We start from the raw sequence: 17,259 nt of genomic DNA on the forward strand, positions 1-17,259 counted from the left end.
ATGCTCCGGCTGTAACAAAAGTTACTGTGCAGGAAACTATTATCCTAACGGAAAGCTCTATCACTGATGTCGTGTCAGTAACGTCCGAAACTACACCTGCAACTATTGCTCCCCTGCCTGCCGCAGAGCTGGAAGTAGAAAAACCTGAAATAGTTAAACCGCCGGTTATAAAACCTGAAGATGACGGTTCGCCTAAAGTATCGGCTTTTTCGCTGGCCGGGCTTCGCCAGAAAAAAGAACTACAGGAAACACAACGGGCAATGGTAAGGCAGACAGACGAGCTTCCGCGTGAAAAGTTTAGCGAAACAGATATGCTCCTGCAATGGAACAAATTTGCGCAGCGACTTAGCGATACCGGCCAAAAGATCATGGCAACTTACATGCAGATCAATGACCCCATTTTAGAAGGCACAACTATAAAACTTGAACTGCCTAACAAAGGCTCAAAGGTAGATTTTGACAGCAATAAGCATGAGTTACTCGGTTATCTTCGCGGCAAGCTTCATAACCATGATATTGTGATAGATGTTCATGTAAACGAAGTTATTACTTCTAAACACGCTTTTACACCAATTGAGAAATTTGAGAAATTAAAATCATTGAATCCGGCTGTGGAGACTTTAAGAAAGATGTTTGACCTTGATATATAGTATCAACTTAAAATTTTATTAAGCTTTAATTTTTACTAAAGAACATTTACTAACTTTATATTGCAACCTAAATAATGCTATATGCTAGTAGACAAACGCGTTCCCATACGCTATCTTTTAAACCTTGTCAAATATGAAATGTTGATCGTGCTGTTTCTGGGTGTGGTCATACACTTTCTAACCGAGCATTTTTACACCTACGTACCTGAGATGCCTTTAACTATAGCCACCTTTTTAGGAACGGCCATATCAGTACTTTTATCATTTAAAATGAGCCAGTCCTACGACCGTTGGTGGGAAGCGCGTAAAATATGGGGTGCAATTGTGAACGATTCAAGAAGTTTTGTATTACAGCTTCAGGGATTTCTTAAAGGCGACAATAAAAATGAGCAGACAAAGGAAATGGCTTACAGGCAGATTGCATGGTGCTATTCCCTTGGCCAGTCGCTACGCGGACTGCCGCCACTTGAAAGCTGCGATAATTTTATTTCCAAAAATGAGCTTTCTGAATTGTCATTCTTCAAGAATAAACCTTTAGGTATGCTCCAAAAAAATGTGTTGCAAATAAGCAAACTTAGAGAGAATGGGCAACTAACCGATTTTGAAAACATACAACTTAATAATACAGCTGTACGCTTTTCTGATAGCATGGGAGCTGCAGAAAGGATAAATTCAACTATATTTCCTACCACATACAGGATGTTCCTTCACTTTACTATTTATCTTTTTATCGCCATACTTTCTATTGGCCTTAAAGGTGTAATGCTGGCATATGAAATTCCACTACTACTATTGATATCGTTGGTATTTTTTATGCTCGAGAAAACAGCTTACTATTTACAGGATCCTTTCAGGAACAGACCAAGTGACACTTCGGTCACAGCCATTGCGAGAACTATAGAGATAAATATCAGGCAATTACTTCATGAAGAGGATGTACCAGACCCGATAACCAAAGATGAATTTTATATAATGTAATTAGCTAAGCAACTTTTTATATAAGTCATAATTTTCGTCATCGAAACAAACAAAAATCACTTCTGTAATACTCTCGTTTTTTGTCAAAAAATCTTGAACAGTTTCAATTGCTATTCGAGCAGCATTGTCCTTTGGAAAGTGATAAATACCTGTGCTTATGTTAGGAAAGGCAATCGTTTGGATAGAATTATTTATAGCAATCCGCAGGCTATTACGATAACAATTGGCAAGTAATTCTTCCTTTTCTGCTTTATCACCATTCCAAACCGGACCAACAGTATGAATAACATAGTTGGAGGGAAGGTTACCGGCTGTCGTAACAACAGCTTCTCCTGTACTACAGCCACCCTGACGATTGCGTATGGCAACACACTCATCTAAAATTGCTTTTCCACCCGCCCTATGAATCGCACCATCTACACCTCCGCCCCCAAGTAAGGAAGAGTTGGCCGCATTGACAATTGCATCGGCTTCAATTTTTGTAATATCTCCTTTAACCAGTTTGATTTTTTCCATAAACAAAATTATATATTGCCGTAATACATCGCTTTCACAATACCATCAGAAAGTCCGATTTTCGGAACATATATATTTCGGGCACCACTCCATTTCATGGCATTAAGATAAATTCGAACGGCATAAATAATAACATCTGCACGGTCAGGGTTAAGCCCGAGTTCAGAAATACGCTGCTCGTAACTAAGACTGTTAAGAAACTGATACTGGCTATTTACATAAAAATATGAAAGCGGCTTTTCCTGCTGCTTGCCGGACATTTTGAAAAGTTTATTGATATTACCGCCTGAACCTATAAGGGTTACGGTATCATACGCCTCAGTTACCGATTTGATCCATTTTTCAATCTCTGTCCAGACAACCTCGTTGACCATATTATTCAACAGGCGCACTGTACCGTTCTTAAATGATTTTGAGGCAACAATTTTTCCGCTATCAAATAAAGAAAACTCTGTACTTCCACCACCTACGTCTACATACAAATAAGTCTGATCTGTTTTAACAAGATGGTGTAAATCGGTAGACGCGATAATAGCAGCTTCTTTTTTACCATCTATTATTTCAATTTTAATTCCTGATTCCCTCTCAATAATTTCAGCAACCTCTTTTCCATTAAAAGCTTCTCTCATTGCTGAAGTAGCACAAGCCATATATTTTTCAACCTTATGTACTTTCATAAGGAGCTTATACGCCTTCATAGCATCAACCATGCGTTCAATATTTTCTTCTGTAATCTCGCCTACAGTAAAGGCATCCTGTCCAAGGCGGATAGGTACCCTCACTAACGAATTTTTATTAAATTGAGGCTCTTTGCCTTCCTGCTCCACGATATTAGATATAAGTAACCTCATGGCATTTGAACCAATATCTATAGCAGCATATTTTTTTATTGTAATCATTCCTAAGTACCAAAGTGCTTAAACACCATTATTTAACATGTTCGTAAATCACATCCAGTTTATCCCTATAATAATTATACGTTTCCAGCTGAGCGCGGAAAGGTTTTTCGTCGGGGCGCTTCCTGTATTTATTTTCCAGATTTTCAGAATGAAGTCTGGCTTTAACATTTGCCTTCCATCCTATTTCAAAAGTTTCGAGTAATTCTGTCTTAATTTCAGGATCATATATAGGGCAGGTAACTTCTACCCGTGCATCAAGATTCCTTGTCATAAAATCGGCCGAAGAAATAAATATTTCAGGATCACCGCAGTTTGCAAATATGTACGCTCTTGTATGTTCAAGATAATTATCGACAATACTGATAGCTTCAATATTTTCGCTCATACCGGGCACTCCGGGAATAAGACAGCATATACCCCTAATTATCAATTGTATTTTAACACCTTCCCTACTGGCTTCATACAGCTTATCGATCATTTTAATATCGGTGAGGCTGTTCATTTTCAACTTTATGTAAGCCTCCTTACCGGCAATAGCATTTAGTATCTCCCTGTCTATAAGCTTATAGAATTTACTCCTCGTGTAATGTGGCGACACAAAAAGATGCTTATACCTGTGCACACGATAGTTTACCTCAAAAAATTCAAATATTCTTTGTGTCTCTTTTAATATCTGCTGGTGGGCAGTAAAAAGTGTAACATCTGTATATACTTTCGCTGTGGATTCATTGAAGTTACCTGTAGAAATAAAACCATAGCGCCTTATGCGATTGTTTTCCCTACGCTCTATAACACATATTTTACTATGTACTTTTAAGCCTTTAACACCAAAAATAAGATTGATGCCTTCTGTCTGCATTTGTTCTGCGTACGAGATATTGCTTGCCTCATCAAAACGTGCCTGCAGCTCTATCTGCACAGTAACTTTTTTTCCGTTTTTTGCAGCATTAACAAGAGAACTAATGATTTGGGAGTTCTTTGCAAGCCTGTATAGGGTTATGCTTATAGTGGTTACCTTAGGATCTAATGCTGCTTCGCGTAAAAATTTGATCACATAAGCATACGACTGATAAGGTGAATTCTGAAGGTAATCTTTGTGTTTTATCTTTTGAAGGATACTCCCTTCAAGACTTAGACCCGGAACAGGCAGCGGGACATTTTGTTTGTACAAAAGGTCATATCTTCCAAGGTTAGGAAAATCCATGTAATCACGTCTGTTGTGATATCTTCCTCCCGGAATGATGCTATCAGAGGAATCAATTTCCATTCTGGTAAGGAAAAAGTCAAGTGTATCGCCCCCAATGGCCTGGTCGTACACAAAACGTACAGGTTCGCCAATACGTCTGTCTTTAACACTTGTGGAAATTTTTTCCATCAAACTTTTACTTTGATCACTGTCTATTTCCAATTGGGCGTCACGCGTAATTTTAATCATGTGGGCATTAATGCTCGCATAATCAAATATATTAAATATACTGTGCAGGTTAAAGCGTATAACATCGTCAAGCATAATAATATACTGCTTATCATTTTTTGATGGCAGTATAACAAACCTGTTAACTGTTTTAGGCATTTCTATCACAGCATAACGTGTTTCCTGAATAACATCACCAGCTTCCTCATGGCAGTCCTTTGGCTTCATGACAAGCTTTATAGCCAGGTAGCCCGCTGTATCCTTTAGCAACGGAAATTCATCAAGGTCGTTAAGAATGATGGTAACAAGTTCAGGACTTACTTTTTGTATAAAGAAGTCTTTAACATAGCTCTCCTGCTCTTTAGTAAGCTGGGTCTCATTTACCATGAAAATATTTTCCTTCTCCAATTCCTTTTCGATAACGCTAAGGATGCGAAGGCTTTCCGACTGCTGTTCTATAACAATATCGGTAATTTCGGTGAGGAGCTGCTGAGCAGTAATTCCTCCCAAAATCTTCTCGCCGGTCTGGCCTGTAAGGCTTAAACGGCGAATGGCTGCATAACGCACCCTGAAAAATTCGTCAAAATTGTTTGAAAATATTCCTAAGAAGCGAAGCCTGTCAAGCAAAGGCACTTTATCATCGCCTGCTTCCTGTAGTACTCTTGCGTTAAATGCCAGCCAGCTTTTTTCTCTGTCAATGTACCTGTTTACCGGTGAGTGGTGGATCATGTTTCTTTAATTCACTTGGAAATAATACTTTTTCTATCTTTCCCTTTTGGATATTTTTCCAGTCATTTTCCTGAAAGGAAAGGGATACAAAACCAGCGGTAGGTACGTTTTCTACAGCTCGGTTCCCAAAGGTATTAACAAAATTAGTAATAGCGTCGTTATGTCCAAAAAGAATTAGGTTATCAAATTGATTATTGCAGCTTTTAATTACACTTTCCAGGCTTTTTTCATCAAATGTATATAAGTCATCCTTAAATATTATCGTATCTATGGGAATAGAAAGGTTCTCGGCAAATATGTAAGCTGTGTTTTTAGCACGTTTGGCTGTGCTGCTCCATACAATGTAAGATTTAGGTAAAAGGGCTTCCACTTGAGATGCCATTAGGTGCGCATCATTAATTCCTCTCTGTGATAAGGGGCGGTCTTTATCTACCAATGGAGCTTCCCAACTCGACTTGGCATGTCTAATAAGGATTAAATTTTTCATACGCTGGTTTTAATAGTTATGTATCAACTTACTAAATATCCAAAAAAATCTAAAGCCCTATTCTTTAAATTTTGTTAAATTAAAAGTCTTATGGGGCCAACCGATCTGTTTTCCACGAAAAATCGTCTAATTGCATATATCGTATCCGGTCATGTAAGCGGTTCGGCCTTCCTTGCCAAAACTCAACTTCTACAGGTTTTACAATATACCCTCCCCAATGTTTAGGCCTTGGTATTTCTTTACCTTCAAATTCCTGCTTAAGCTGTTTTAAATTATCCTCTAAATAATTACGTGAAGGTATAACCTGGCTTTGTGGCGAAACAATAGCTCCTAATCTGCTACCTTCAGGCCTGGTTTCAAAATAGCCGTCAGATGTATTTTGGGATACCTTTTCTGCTTTACCTTTTATTATGACCTGACGCTCCATACCCTCCCAAAAAAATGACAGGCATACATTAGGATTAGAAGCTATTGCTTTACCCTTCTCAGAACCATAGTTTGTAAAGAAAATAAAACCTTCGTAAGTATATTGCTTAAGCAATACGATACGCGATTTGGGAAAACCGTCGAGGCCGAGAGTTGAAACCGTCATTGCATTTACCTCGCCCGGACCGTCAAACTCTTCCATCTCTATGAACCATTTTTTGAAAAGGTTTATAGGATCTTCCGGAAGATGGTCTTCAGCCAATTCACTTTTTTCGTATGATTTTCGGTAATTGCTTAAATCAGTCATTTTAATATCGGATTATTAAGATTTAAAAATACGTACTTTTAATGATTCTAAAAATCAATTAAAACTCAAAAACCTTTCCGTCATCTGCCAGTTCAACATTAGAAAATATTGTTTCAGCTTCTTCTTTAAAAGGTTCTATAGAACCATAGCGAGTAGAAAAATGACCCAGTATGAGTTTTTTCACATTTGCTTTTACAGCTATAGCAGCTGCCTGTTTAGAGGTAGAATGCATCGTTTTTTCGCAAAGATGTTCTTCCGAATCAAGAAATGTACTTTCATGGTAAAGTACATCTACTTCTCTAAGCAACGAAACGATAGTTTCATCATACATAGTATCTGAACAAAATGCATAGCTCTTGGCAGGGTATGGATCAAAGGTTAGCTTTTCGTTAGATATAACGGTGCCATCATCAAGTGTTATGTCGCCTCCACTTTTTATCTTGTTGTAATAGCAAGTTTCTATATTATGATTTAATACAGCATCAAGATTTAGTTTCCTATCTCCTGTTTTTTCCTGAAAGAGAAAGCCATTTGTATATACCCTATGTCTAAGCGGTATTGTACTAACAATCACTTTGTCGTCTTCAAAAATAACCTCTGATTCCTTGCTGTCAAGTTCATGAAAGTAAAGATTATAGCTTGTCCAGGATGCAGAAAGCTTTAATTGCAGTAATGTAACTTCTTTTATTCCCTTTGGCCCATAAACATGCAGGTCATTTTGGCGTCCGAGGAGCGAAAATGTAGATATCAAACCTATAAGTCCGTAAAAGTGGTCGCCATGCAAATGCGAGATAAAAACATGATTTATGCGTGAAAACTTAATTTTCTGTTTCCTTAACTGTACCTGTGTGCCTTCTCCGCAGTCTATAAGAAACATTCTGTTCTTTATCTCCAGTACCTGGGCAGTGGGATTGGTCATAGAACGTGGAGTGGCGGCATAACAGCCAAGTATAGTTAAATTCATTTGATAAGATTAAGGTATTAAGGTTTGAAGTTTTATCAAAACCCTAAGCGATATAAATCAAAAGGTCATTTAAAAACCAAGGTCTCTCTCTATCTCTTCCATTTCAATAATGTCATTTGCTTCAAGCAGTGTAGGTACCACTACCATTTCGTCAGGAACATCATTAAAATCAACATCAGAAGCGACCAATACAAATGACTTCTTAGCTTTTCTGTGTTTATTAGACAGCGAAAGAAAAGTTAGTACAACTTCCAGGGTAATATCTTTATCCTGGCTCAGGTCAAGTATTATATTACGCTCTTTGTACGAATTATATTCAGATGTTATCTTATTCAAAAAGGCTTTTATGTCTCCCTGAGTATCTTTTATAATAACCGTATGTCCTTTTTCTTCTACTTTCATTTTTTGAGTTACTGAGTTGCAGCGAAGCTAAGTTACAATGTTTGTGCAATAACTGAAACTTCTCTTCAGAATATTTTAATATATCAAACCTTAGATGTCCGGTTTAAAATTATTTATTGCTTAATCTTAGAAGCCAGCAGATAAATAACTGCCATCCTCACAGCCACACCGTTCTCTACCTGTTCAAGAATAACAGATTGTTGCGAATCGGCTACATCACTTGTTATCTCCACACCACGGTTTATAGGACCGGGGTGCATAATAATGACCTCTTTGTCTAACGAGTCAAGTAAAGCTTTGTCTACACCATATTGCTGAGCATATTCTCTGGTAGAAGGAAAATAGTTCACATCCAGCCTTTCATTCTGCACTCTCAGCATATTAGCTACATCAGCCCATTCTAAGGCCTTACGTAAATTGGGCTCAACTTTTACACCTAGTGATTCGATATATTTTGGGATAAGCGTTTTAGGCCCGCAAACTTTTACTTCTGCACCCTGCATCTGTAATGCAAATATGTTAGAAAGTGCCACCCTGGAGTGAAGAATGTCACCTACAATGACTACCTTCTTACCCCCTACTTCACCAAGTTTTTCCCTTATGGTGAAAGAATCAAGCAGACCCTGAGTAGGATGCTCATGTGCTCCGTCTCCGGCATTCACGATGCTTGCATTTACATTTCTCGAAAGAAAATGTGCTGCTCCGGGCCTTTCATGTCGCATAACAACCATATCAACTTTCATTGAAAGAATGTTATTTACAGTATCTATAAGAGTCTCCCCTTTTTTTACCGAAGACTGTGCAGCTGAAAAGCTTATCACATCGGCAGAAAGTCTTTTTTGTGCCAGCTCAAAAGACAGTTTCGTCCGGGTACTGTTTTCAAAAAATATATTGGCTATAGTAATATCCCTGAGCGAAGGGACTTTCTTAATAGGTCGGTTTATTACTTCTTTAAATTGATCGGCCGTTTCAAAAATAAGGTCAATATCGTTTTTGTTGATATATTTTATCCCTAGTAAATGATTAACGCTTAATTCTTTCATTGTAGTTACTGTTGCAGTTAAGCCTTATATTAAATAAACACTGTCTTCTCCTTCGTGTTCTTTCCACGACACTTTTACCTTCTCATCATTAATAGCATCAACCTGACGGCCTCTGTAATCAGGCTGAATTGGCAAATGGCGGCTAAAGCGGCGATCTATAAGAACCAAAAGTTCTATTTCTGACGGACGCCCAAACGATTGTATCGCGGTAAGTGCAGCACGTATACTGCGGCCTGTGTAAAGCACATCATCAATAAAAACCACTTTTTTATTCTCAACCAGAAAATCAATCTCTGTCCTGTTAGCTTCCAGCGGTTTGTCTGATCGGCGAAAATCATCCCTGAAGAAGGTTATATCAAGAAAACCAAGCTCTATGCCTGTTACGTTATATTCCTGTTCCAGCAATTGTTTGATACGCTCTGCAAGAAAACGTCCTCGCGGTTGAAGACCAATAAGTACGGTATCTGAAAAATCGAGATGTTTTTCGATTAACTGGCAGGCCAAACGGTTAAGAATGATATTGACTTCTTTTGATGTAAGCAATATTTTATGGCTCATAATGCGGTATTGTGTTTGGATTGTAAAAGTAGGTAAAAAATGGATTTAGAAAAAATAACAATGCAATTAATTAGAACAATGCTGCATAGTCTACAGGTGTTGCAGTTTCATAATTTTGATACAATTGATTCAATTTTAACAAAAACAAGATTTTGCTGTAATAACTTTATGATAAATAACCTAAAACACAAAAGATATGCAAAGCAGATTATTTAAACTCGGATTTTTAGCGCTCTTATTAAGCACAATGCTTACAAGCTGCGAAGTTATAGGCGATATATTTCAGGCCGGTGTAGGCGTTGGTATTTTTATCGTCATTTTTGTAATCGTGATTATCATTTGGATAATAAGCCGTTTTAGAAAATAGGACGGAATCATTTGTATTAATAAAAAATCCCGTAAGCATATTGTTTACGGGATTTTTTATTTTAGTTGTACATCTTCTTTCTTAGTTCCCGAACCTTTTCATCATCCAGATAATCATCAAAGGTCATGTAACGATCTATAACACCGTTTGGAGTTATCTCAAGAACACGATTAGCTACAGTCTGCGCGAATTCGTGGTCATGTGTTGTAAACAGCACCGATCCTTTAAAGTTTTTAAGGGAGTTATTGAATGCCGTGATCGATTCAAGGTCAAGGTGGTTTGTAGGCTCATCAAGCATAAGGACGTTAGCACGAAGCATCATCATACGTGAAAGCATACAACGTACTTTTTCACCTCCTGATAATACCCTTCCTGTTTTCAATGCTTCCTCACCGCTGAAGATCATCTTACCGAGAAATCCACGGATATATACTTCATCGCGCTCTTCTTCAGTCTTAGCCCACTGGCGTAACCAGTCAACAAGGGTAAGGTCGTTTTCAAAGAAAGAGTGGTTATCTGCCGGAAGATATGATTGAATAGTCGTAATACCCCAATCGAAAGTACCGCTGTCGGCTGTCATGTTTCCGTTAAGGATTTCGTAGAAAGCTGATGTCGCACGTGAATCTTTAGAGAATACAACGATCTTATCGCCTTTAGCCATGTTAAGGTCAACATTCTTAAAAAGAAGTTCACCATCTGCTGAGGCACTAAGGTCTTTTACATTAAGAATCTGGTCTCCTGCTTCACGCTCTTGGTCAAAAATGATCGCAGGATATCTTCTGCTCGAAGGCTTGATATCATCAACCTTAAGTTTTTCAAGCATTTTTTTACGGCTGGTAGCCTGTTTAGACTTCGCAACGTTAGCAGAGAATCGCATAATAAATTCCTGAAGCTCTTTCTTTTTCTCGTCTGCTTTTTTGTTCTGCTGCGCCCTTTGCCTTGCAGCAAGCTGGCTTGACTCATACCAGAACGTATAATTTCCTGAGTATTGATTTATTTTACTAAAATCTATATCAGATATATGCGTACATACCGCATCAAGGAAGTGACGGTCGTGAGATACAACAATTACAGTATTCTCGTAGTTAGCAAGGAAATTTTCCAACCATGAAATTGTCTCAAAGTCAAGGTCGTTGGTAGGCTCATCCATGATAAGTACATCAGGGTTACCAAATAATGCCTGTGCCAAAAGCACACGTACTTTAAGCTTACCATCCATCTCGCCCATAAGCGTGTAATGGTATTCTTCGCCAATACCCAAGTTTGAAAGCATTGCTGCAGCATCAGAATCGGCATTCCAGCCATTCATCTCTTCAAATATAACCTGAAGTTCTCCTACCCTGTCGCCATCTTTATCAGAAAAATCAGGTTTAAGGTAGATCTCATCCATTTCCTTCTTAACGGCATAAAGGGTTTTATTACCCATTAGTATTGTTTCAAGAACAGTATGCTCATCAAACATATTGTGGTTCTGGTTAAGTACCGACATACGCTTGCCCGGCTCTAAATGAACGTGGCCTGATGTAGGATCTATATCTCCTGCAAGAATTTTAAGGAATGTAGATTTTCCGGCGCCATTAGCACCAATGATTCCGTAGCAGTTGCCGTGGATGAATGATGTATTAACTTCGTCAAACAATATACGTTTGCCAAACTGAACCGATAAATTTGAAACTGATAGCATTTTGAAAAAATTTTTGCAAAAGTACAAAAAATGCCACATTTATTTTAATATGGGGCAAGGATTATAGTTTTAATTTTTTAACGGTGTTTTAACAGCATCAAGGGTATAATAAAAATATTTTTGCTTTTGCACCAATGTCACCTTATGCTCAAACTCACAAATTACGGATTACTACTTCTTACCATGACAGTACTGGTGTCATGTAAAAATGACGATGCCCCGTACACAGCATATCTTGAAGGTAAAATTAGCAACCCGGGCGTTAACTATATAATTCTAAGTAAAGACAACAGGATTATAGATACGCTTTATCTTGATGAAGAAAACCACTTTTATAAAAAATTTGATTCTCTGGCTCCCGGACTTTACAGCTTTAAACATGAACCGGATTACCAATATGTTTATTTTGAAAAAAATGATAGCATAAACCTGACATTTGATGCCGTAAATTTTAACGAATCACTTACATTCAATGGGCGTGGCAGCGAAAAGAACAATTTCATGATGCAGGAATACCTGGCTAATGAATCTGACAATACCAGGCTGCGCGACATTTATAATGATAACAACACTTCTTTCCTCAAAACAGCGGAAGCCAATTACAAGAGCCATTTAAAAAGCTACACCCGGGAGAAAAAAAAACTGCACTGGAGTAAGGACTTTGACTTTTATGCTAAAGCACGCCTTGATTTTGAATTCTATATTCAAAAAGAGCACTACCCATACGTTCATGAACTGCATACCCATGAAAATATAAGAAAAGACCTCCCAGAAAACTATTATGCGTATCGCAAAGACATAAGCTTCAACGATCCGAGGTTATTATACTTTTCTCCATTTACGCGCTACCTTAACGCCATGCTTACCAATATGGCGTTCGCAAAAAAATATGAGGATTCCGCCCCAAAGGACAAATCCCTGCGGGAAAATATAGAGAAATTGCGTATCGCTGATTCGGTATTTACCGATAAAAGAATTAAAAATGTAGTACTGGACAATATAGCTTTCGCCTACATACTTGAAGACAGGAACATTGCAAACAATGAACAATTCTTAGACGAATATGTAAAACTGTCTTCGGTAAATGATGATAATGAGATCAAGAAGATGGGCAAAGCCATCAAGCTTCTTAAACCCGGGAAAGAAATTCCTGCGATTGCTTTAACCGACGACACCAACAAATCTTTTTCCATCGCAAAAGACCTCAAAAAAGAAACAGTTGTATTTTTCTGGACAGCCTGCGCAAGAATCCAGCTGGATATTGTACAGCAAAAAGTAATTGCGCTGCGAAAATCACATCCTGAAGTCAATTTCATTGCCATAAATATCGATGATACAATCCAATGGAAAAGAATGCTTGACGAATATCACTTCAGAGGGATTCATCCACTTCATGCTGAGAATTTTGATGAGCTTAAATACAAATGGGTATTTACCAAAATCAACCGTACAATTATTCTGAATCCTGACGGCACCATCAAAAATGCCTTTACCAATTTAATGGATCCTAAGTTTACGGAATTTCTTAAATAGTGAAAAAGTTCAAACTAACGATCTGACTTTGGCACTCAGTTACTTTGCAAATATCTCACAGGAATCCATATCTCCTCCTCCGAATTAGGATCGGCGTTTTTGTACTTGGGTCCAAGTATCTCAAAATGCGGACGGTCGTCCAGCTCATACCCCGAAGCAGGCAGCCATTCGCAAAAAATATAACTGAATACATCATGACCATTGTTGTGCGATCCCTTATAGTGGAACACCGCATACTGTCCGGCAGGAATAGTAAAGGTTTCCATGCCTTCAGGAATAACATCTACATTCTCAACCTCTAACGCGGCCCATTTTACAAACTCTCTTTTCGGATTGAAATTGGTGTAAAAATCTCTACCATACACCTGTAAAGAATACATATGGGTAGAATCTACAGCATTGGTTATAAATTTACGCTGCGGCATAAAACCACTCCAAAGCTGAAAGGTTTTATTATCTGCAAACGACATGGTAGCATATTTACCGATTAAAGTTTTAGCGGGTATGGTTTGGATGGTTGGGGTCATAAACGATCAAACGGATATTCTTAACGCGAAATAAAATATACTCAAATTAAGACTTTAAAAAATCAAATGTAAAAAATATCTCTCAATTCTCATTCTCCACTTTAACAATTTCTTACCCAAACCCTCTGTATAAAAATAGCTTAAAAATGAGTACCTTTGCGTTTTGCACAAAACTGCTATGCTAGATACTACCGATAATATAGAAGTGTTAGGCGCCCGTGCGCATAACCTTAAGAATATAGATGTTACCATTCCGCGTGAAAAACTTGTTGTGATTACCGGGCTTTCGGGCTCAGGGAAATCATCACTTGCTTTTGACACCATTTATGCCGAAGGGCAGCGCCGCTACATTGAGACATTCTCTGCCTATGCGCGCCAGTTCCTTGGCGGGCTGGAACGACCTGATGTTGACAAGATAGACGGCCTTAGTCCCGTTATTGCCATTGAGCAGAAAACAACGAGTAAGAGTCCGCGTTCTACGGTAGGTACCATTACCGAGATTTATGATTTCCTTCGCCTTTTATACGCCCGTGGAGCGGATGCCTATAGTTACGTTACAGGCGAGAAGATGGTGAGCTATAACGACGAGCAGATAAAAGACCTTATCGTTGAAAAGTTTGATGGTAAGCGCATTACTATCCTTGCGCCAATCGTGCGTACCCGTAAAGGGCATTACCGCGAATTGTTTGAGCAGATATCCAAACAAGGGTTCCTGAAAGTACGTGTAGACGGCGAAATAAAAGACATCGAGCCCGGAATGAAACTGGACCGATATAAAAATCACGACATTGAAACGGTTATTGACCGTATGTCGGTGGATACTTCTGCCGATACTGATAAACGCCTTGCCGACAGTATTAAGACTGCTATGTATCACGGCGAAGATGTTATGATGGTTATTGAGCACGATACTAACGAAGCGCGTTACTACAGCCGTAACCTGATGTGTCCTTCTTCGGGTATCTCCTACCCTAACCCAGAACCGAATAACTTTTCGTTCAACTCCCCTAAAGGGGCGTGCCCGCATTGTAATGGTTTAGGTACCATCAACGAAATCAACCGTAAAAAAATTATCCCCAACCCTAAGCTTACTATCAAACAGGGTGGTTTTGCGCCGTTGGGCGAATACAAAAGCTCGTGGATATTCAAACAGATTGAAGTCATTGGCGAGAAATTCGGCTTTAAGCTGACGGACGCTATCGAGAAGATATCGGATGAAGCCATGGAAATGATTTTGAACGGCGGTAAAGAAAAATTTACCGTCAGCTCTAAATCACTGGGTGTTAACCGTGAATATAAAATTGATTTTGAAGGTATTTCAAGCTTCATCAAAAACCAGTACGACGAGAGCGGATCGGCGTCTATAAAACGCTGGGCAAAAGACTTTATGGATGAGATTCCGTGCCCGGTTTGCCACGGTACCCGACTTAGGCAGGAATCACTGAACTTTAAAGTAAACGGGCTGAACATCGCCGAGCTTTCGGCTATGGATATATCAGATCTTGCCGAGTGGTTTGAAAACCTGGACAGCAACCTATCTGAAAAACAAAAAGTTATAGCTATAGAGATCGTAAAAGAGATCAAGGCACGCCTTAGTTTTCTTGTAGATGTTGGGTTAAACTACCTCTCATTAAGCCGCGGGTCAGGGTCGCTTTCGGGTGGCGAGGCACAACGTATCAGGCTGGCAACACAAATTGGCTCACAGCTTGTCGGGGTATTGTATATCCTTGATGAACCGAGTATAGGCCTTCACCAGCGCGATAATGAAAAGCTTATTAAATCATTGGAATCGCTTCGTGACATAGGCAACTCTGTTATTGTAGTTGAACACGATAAAGACATGATTGAACGTGCCGATTATGTAATTGACATAGGCCCTGCGGCAGGACGCTTTGGCGGACAAATCGTTAGCCAGGGAACTCCGGCAGAGCTATTGAAGGAACACACGCTTACCGCTGCTTATCTTAATGGAGAAAAAGAAATTGCAGTCCCGGAAAAACGCCGTGAGGGCAACGGAAAAACTCTTAAGCTTACAGGCGCAACAGGTAATAACCTGAAGAACGTTTCTATAGAAATTCCGTTAGGAAAAATGATTTGTGTCACAGGTGTTTCGGGTAGTGGTAAGTCAACACTTATTAACGGGACGCTATACCCTATTCTTAACGCACATTTCTTTAATGGGGTTAAAAAGCCCCAGCCGTATAAAAAGATTGAAGGGCTTGAGCATATCGATAAAGTCATAGATATTGATCAGTCGCCTATCGGGCGTACGCCACGTTCTAACCCGGCTACATATACCGATGTGTTTTCAGAGATACGTTCGCTCTTCACACAAACTCCCGAGGCCATGATACGTGGTTACAAACCGGGGCGTTTCAGCTTTAATGTTAGCGGCGGCCGTTGTGAAACCTGCGAGGGTTCAGGCCTGCGCGTTATTGAGATGAGTTTCCTTCCAGATGTGTATGTGGAATGCGAAACCTGCCAGGGCAAGCGCTTTAACCGTGAAACACTGGAGATTCGCTATAAGGGCAAATCAATATCAGATATACTGGATATGACCGTAGACGAGGCAGTGCCTTTCTTTGAGAATATCCCGAAGATCTACAGAAAGATAAAGACTATTCAGGATGTTGGCCTTGGGTATATTACCCTTGGGCAGCAAAGTACTACCCTATCGGGTGGGGAGGCACAGCGTATTAAACTGGCAAGCGAACTTTCTAAGAAAGACACAGGCAACACGTTCTATATTCTTGACGAACCTACAACCGGACTTCATTTTGAAGACATAAGAGTGCTTATGGAAGTCATCAATAAACTGGTAGACAAAGGAAATACTGTACTTATTATTGAACATAATATGGACGTCATTAAACTAGCAGATTACGTTATAGATATTGGTTATGAGGGCGGTAAAGGCGGAGGCCAGCTTATTGCTAAAGGCACCCCGGAAGAAGTTGCCAAAAACAAAAAGAGCTATACTGCACAATTCTTAAAAAAAGAATTATCTTAGAAACCTGTTTAAAATTTACCGCATAAAAAAGCCATGAAAGAAAAGTTTGAAAACGACGACGAATGGATCAATGAAAGCCTTAAGCAAAAGCCTTGGCACGAAATAAGAAGTAACGACTCCTGGGTTATCTTTAAGGTAATGGCCGAGTTTGTTAATGGTTACGAAACCATGGCAAAAATAGGTCCGTGTATTTCTATATTTGGATCTGCGAGAACTACGCCTGACAATAAATACTACCAGCTTGCCGACAGGATTGCTGAGAAAATAACGCGTGCCGGCTACGGAATCATTACGGGTGGCGGACCCGGTATTATGGAAGCAGGAAACAAAGGCGCAGCTGCAGGTGGCGGGCCATCAGTAGGGCTCAATATAGAACTTCCTTTTGAGCAGCATTTTAATCCATACATTGACCACGATAAAAACGTAAACTTTGATTACTTCTTTGTAAGGAAAGTAATGTTCGTTAAATATTCTCAGGGATTTGTAGTTATGCCGGGCGGCTTTGGTACTCTTGACGAAATGTTTGAGGCACTTACGCTTATACAAACAAAGAAAATTGCAAAATTCCCAATTATACTTGTAGGCAAAGAATACTGGACCGGATTGATGGACTGGATCAAGGATGTGCTTATTGATAAATTTAAAAATGCTAATCCTGAAGACCTTAACCTGATAAAACTCGTAGATACTGAAGATGAAGTCGTAGAGGTTATAGATGCCTTCTATAAAAAATATACGCTTAGCCCCAATTTTTAGAAATAGAAT

The 17,259-nt window shown here is 39.1% G+C and carries 17 protein-coding genes; 6 read left to right on the forward strand and 11 right to left on the reverse strand.

Annotated elements, in window-relative coordinates:
- The first annotated feature begins 26 nt into the window (after positions 1 to 26).
- Together R1T16_RS02585 and R1T16_RS02590 are read left to right on the forward strand one after the other, a co-directional pair.
- Complete coding sequence (locus R1T16_RS02585; RefSeq protein ID WP_317499496.1) at positions 27 to 650, forward strand: DNA polymerase III subunit gamma/tau; 624 nt, start codon at positions 27 to 29, stop codon at positions 648 to 650.
- An 81-nt stretch (positions 651 to 731) separates the two neighbouring features.
- Complete coding sequence (locus R1T16_RS02590) at positions 732 to 1,628, forward strand: bestrophin family protein (protein ID WP_317499497.1); 897 nt, start codon at positions 732 to 734, stop codon at positions 1,626 to 1,628.
- On the opposite strand, the gene R1T16_RS02595 is transcribed toward R1T16_RS02590, so the two are convergent.
- The 9 genes from R1T16_RS02595 to pyrR all read right to left on the reverse strand — a co-directional run bounded on the left by R1T16_RS02595 (position 1,629) and on the right by pyrR (position 9,373).
- On the reverse strand, positions 1,629 to 2,144 hold the full coding sequence (locus R1T16_RS02595; protein WP_317499498.1) for an O-acetyl-ADP-ribose deacetylase: 516 nt from the start codon (positions 2,142 to 2,144) through the stop codon (positions 1,629 to 1,631). It lies immediately after the preceding gene.
- A gap of 8 nt (positions 2,145 to 2,152) precedes the next feature.
- Positions 2,153 to 3,043 (reverse strand): exopolyphosphatase, encoded by an 891-nt coding sequence (locus R1T16_RS02600; RefSeq protein ID WP_317499499.1) that lies wholly within the window; start codon positions 3,041 to 3,043, stop codon positions 2,153 to 2,155.
- 28 nt (positions 3,044 to 3,071) lie between these two features.
- Positions 3,072 to 5,186, reverse strand: a complete 2,115-nt coding sequence (ppk1, locus tag R1T16_RS02605) for a polyphosphate kinase 1 (protein WP_317499500.1) — start codon at positions 5,184 to 5,186, stop codon at positions 3,072 to 3,074.
- A complete protein-coding gene (locus R1T16_RS02610; RefSeq protein WP_317499501.1) occupies positions 5,152 to 5,673 on the reverse strand; it encodes a SixA phosphatase family protein in 522 nt (173 codons plus the stop codon). The genes ppk1 and R1T16_RS02610 overlap by 35 nt, the downstream gene beginning before the upstream one ends.
- Before the next feature lie 88 nt (positions 5,674 to 5,761).
- Positions 5,762 to 6,406, reverse strand: a complete 645-nt coding sequence (gene pdxH, locus R1T16_RS02615; protein ID WP_317499502.1) for a pyridoxamine 5'-phosphate oxidase — start codon at positions 6,404 to 6,406, stop codon at positions 5,762 to 5,764.
- Between the two features lie 58 nt (positions 6,407 to 6,464).
- On the reverse strand, positions 6,465 to 7,370 hold the full coding sequence (locus tag R1T16_RS02620; protein ID WP_317499503.1) for a ribonuclease Z: 906 nt from the start codon (positions 7,368 to 7,370) through the stop codon (positions 6,465 to 6,467).
- A 69-nt stretch (positions 7,371 to 7,439) separates the two neighbouring features.
- A complete protein-coding gene (locus tag R1T16_RS02625; protein WP_317499504.1) occupies positions 7,440 to 7,772 on the reverse strand; it encodes a ribonuclease Z in 333 nt (110 codons plus the stop codon).
- A 113-nt stretch (positions 7,773 to 7,885) separates the two neighbouring features.
- The gene (locus R1T16_RS02630) at positions 7,886 to 8,815 is read right to left on the reverse strand and encodes an aspartate carbamoyltransferase catalytic subunit (protein ID WP_317499505.1); all 930 of its coding nucleotides are present in this window, start codon (positions 8,813 to 8,815) and stop codon (positions 7,886 to 7,888) included.
- 24 nt (positions 8,816 to 8,839) lie between these two features.
- On the reverse strand, positions 8,840 to 9,373 hold the full coding sequence (pyrR, locus tag R1T16_RS02635; RefSeq protein ID WP_317499506.1) for a bifunctional pyr operon transcriptional regulator/uracil phosphoribosyltransferase PyrR: 534 nt from the start codon (positions 9,371 to 9,373) through the stop codon (positions 8,840 to 8,842).
- A gap of 196 nt (positions 9,374 to 9,569) precedes the next feature.
- Here pyrR and R1T16_RS02640 point away from each other — a divergent pair, with 196 nt between their 5' ends.
- Positions 9,570 to 9,740, forward strand: a complete 171-nt coding sequence (locus tag R1T16_RS02640; protein WP_317499507.1) for a hypothetical protein — start codon at positions 9,570 to 9,572, stop codon at positions 9,738 to 9,740.
- A 61-nt stretch (positions 9,741 to 9,801) separates the two neighbouring features.
- Here the strand turns inward: R1T16_RS02640 and R1T16_RS02645 are convergent, their stop codons facing one another.
- Complete coding sequence (locus R1T16_RS02645; protein ID WP_317499508.1) at positions 9,802 to 11,424, reverse strand: ABC-F family ATP-binding cassette domain-containing protein; 1,623 nt, start codon at positions 11,422 to 11,424, stop codon at positions 9,802 to 9,804.
- A 144-nt stretch (positions 11,425 to 11,568) separates the two neighbouring features.
- Between R1T16_RS02645 and R1T16_RS02650 the strand changes: the two genes are divergently transcribed.
- Positions 11,569 to 12,957, forward strand: coding sequence for a thioredoxin-like domain-containing protein (locus tag R1T16_RS02650; RefSeq protein WP_317499509.1), 1,389 nt, complete (start codon positions 11,569 to 11,571; stop codon positions 12,955 to 12,957).
- Positions 12,958 to 12,992: 35 nt separating this feature from the next.
- Here R1T16_RS02650 and R1T16_RS02655 read toward each other — a convergent pair whose 3' ends face one another.
- Positions 12,993 to 13,484 carry a GyrI-like domain-containing protein gene (locus R1T16_RS02655; protein WP_317499510.1) on the reverse strand — a complete coding sequence of 164 codons (492 nt, stop codon included), beginning with the start codon at positions 13,482 to 13,484 and terminating at the stop codon, positions 12,993 to 12,995.
- A 178-nt stretch (positions 13,485 to 13,662) separates the two neighbouring features.
- Here R1T16_RS02655 and uvrA point away from each other — a divergent pair, with 178 nt between their 5' ends.
- Together uvrA and R1T16_RS02665 are read left to right on the forward strand one after the other, a co-directional pair.
- The gene (uvrA, locus tag R1T16_RS02660; RefSeq protein ID WP_317499511.1) at positions 13,663 to 16,494 is read left to right on the forward strand and encodes an excinuclease ABC subunit UvrA; all 2,832 of its coding nucleotides are present in this window, start codon (positions 13,663 to 13,665) and stop codon (positions 16,492 to 16,494) included.
- 33 nt (positions 16,495 to 16,527) lie between these two features.
- Positions 16,528 to 17,250 (forward strand): TIGR00730 family Rossman fold protein, encoded by a 723-nt coding sequence (locus R1T16_RS02665; RefSeq protein ID WP_317499512.1) that lies wholly within the window; start codon positions 16,528 to 16,530, stop codon positions 17,248 to 17,250.
- Positions 17,251 to 17,259 lie beyond the last annotated feature (9 nt).

Origin of the sequence: Flavobacterium sp. DG1-102-2, from assembly GCF_033042555.1 — a bacterium.
Taxonomy (GTDB): domain Bacteria; phylum Bacteroidota; class Bacteroidia; order Flavobacteriales; family Flavobacteriaceae; genus Flavobacterium.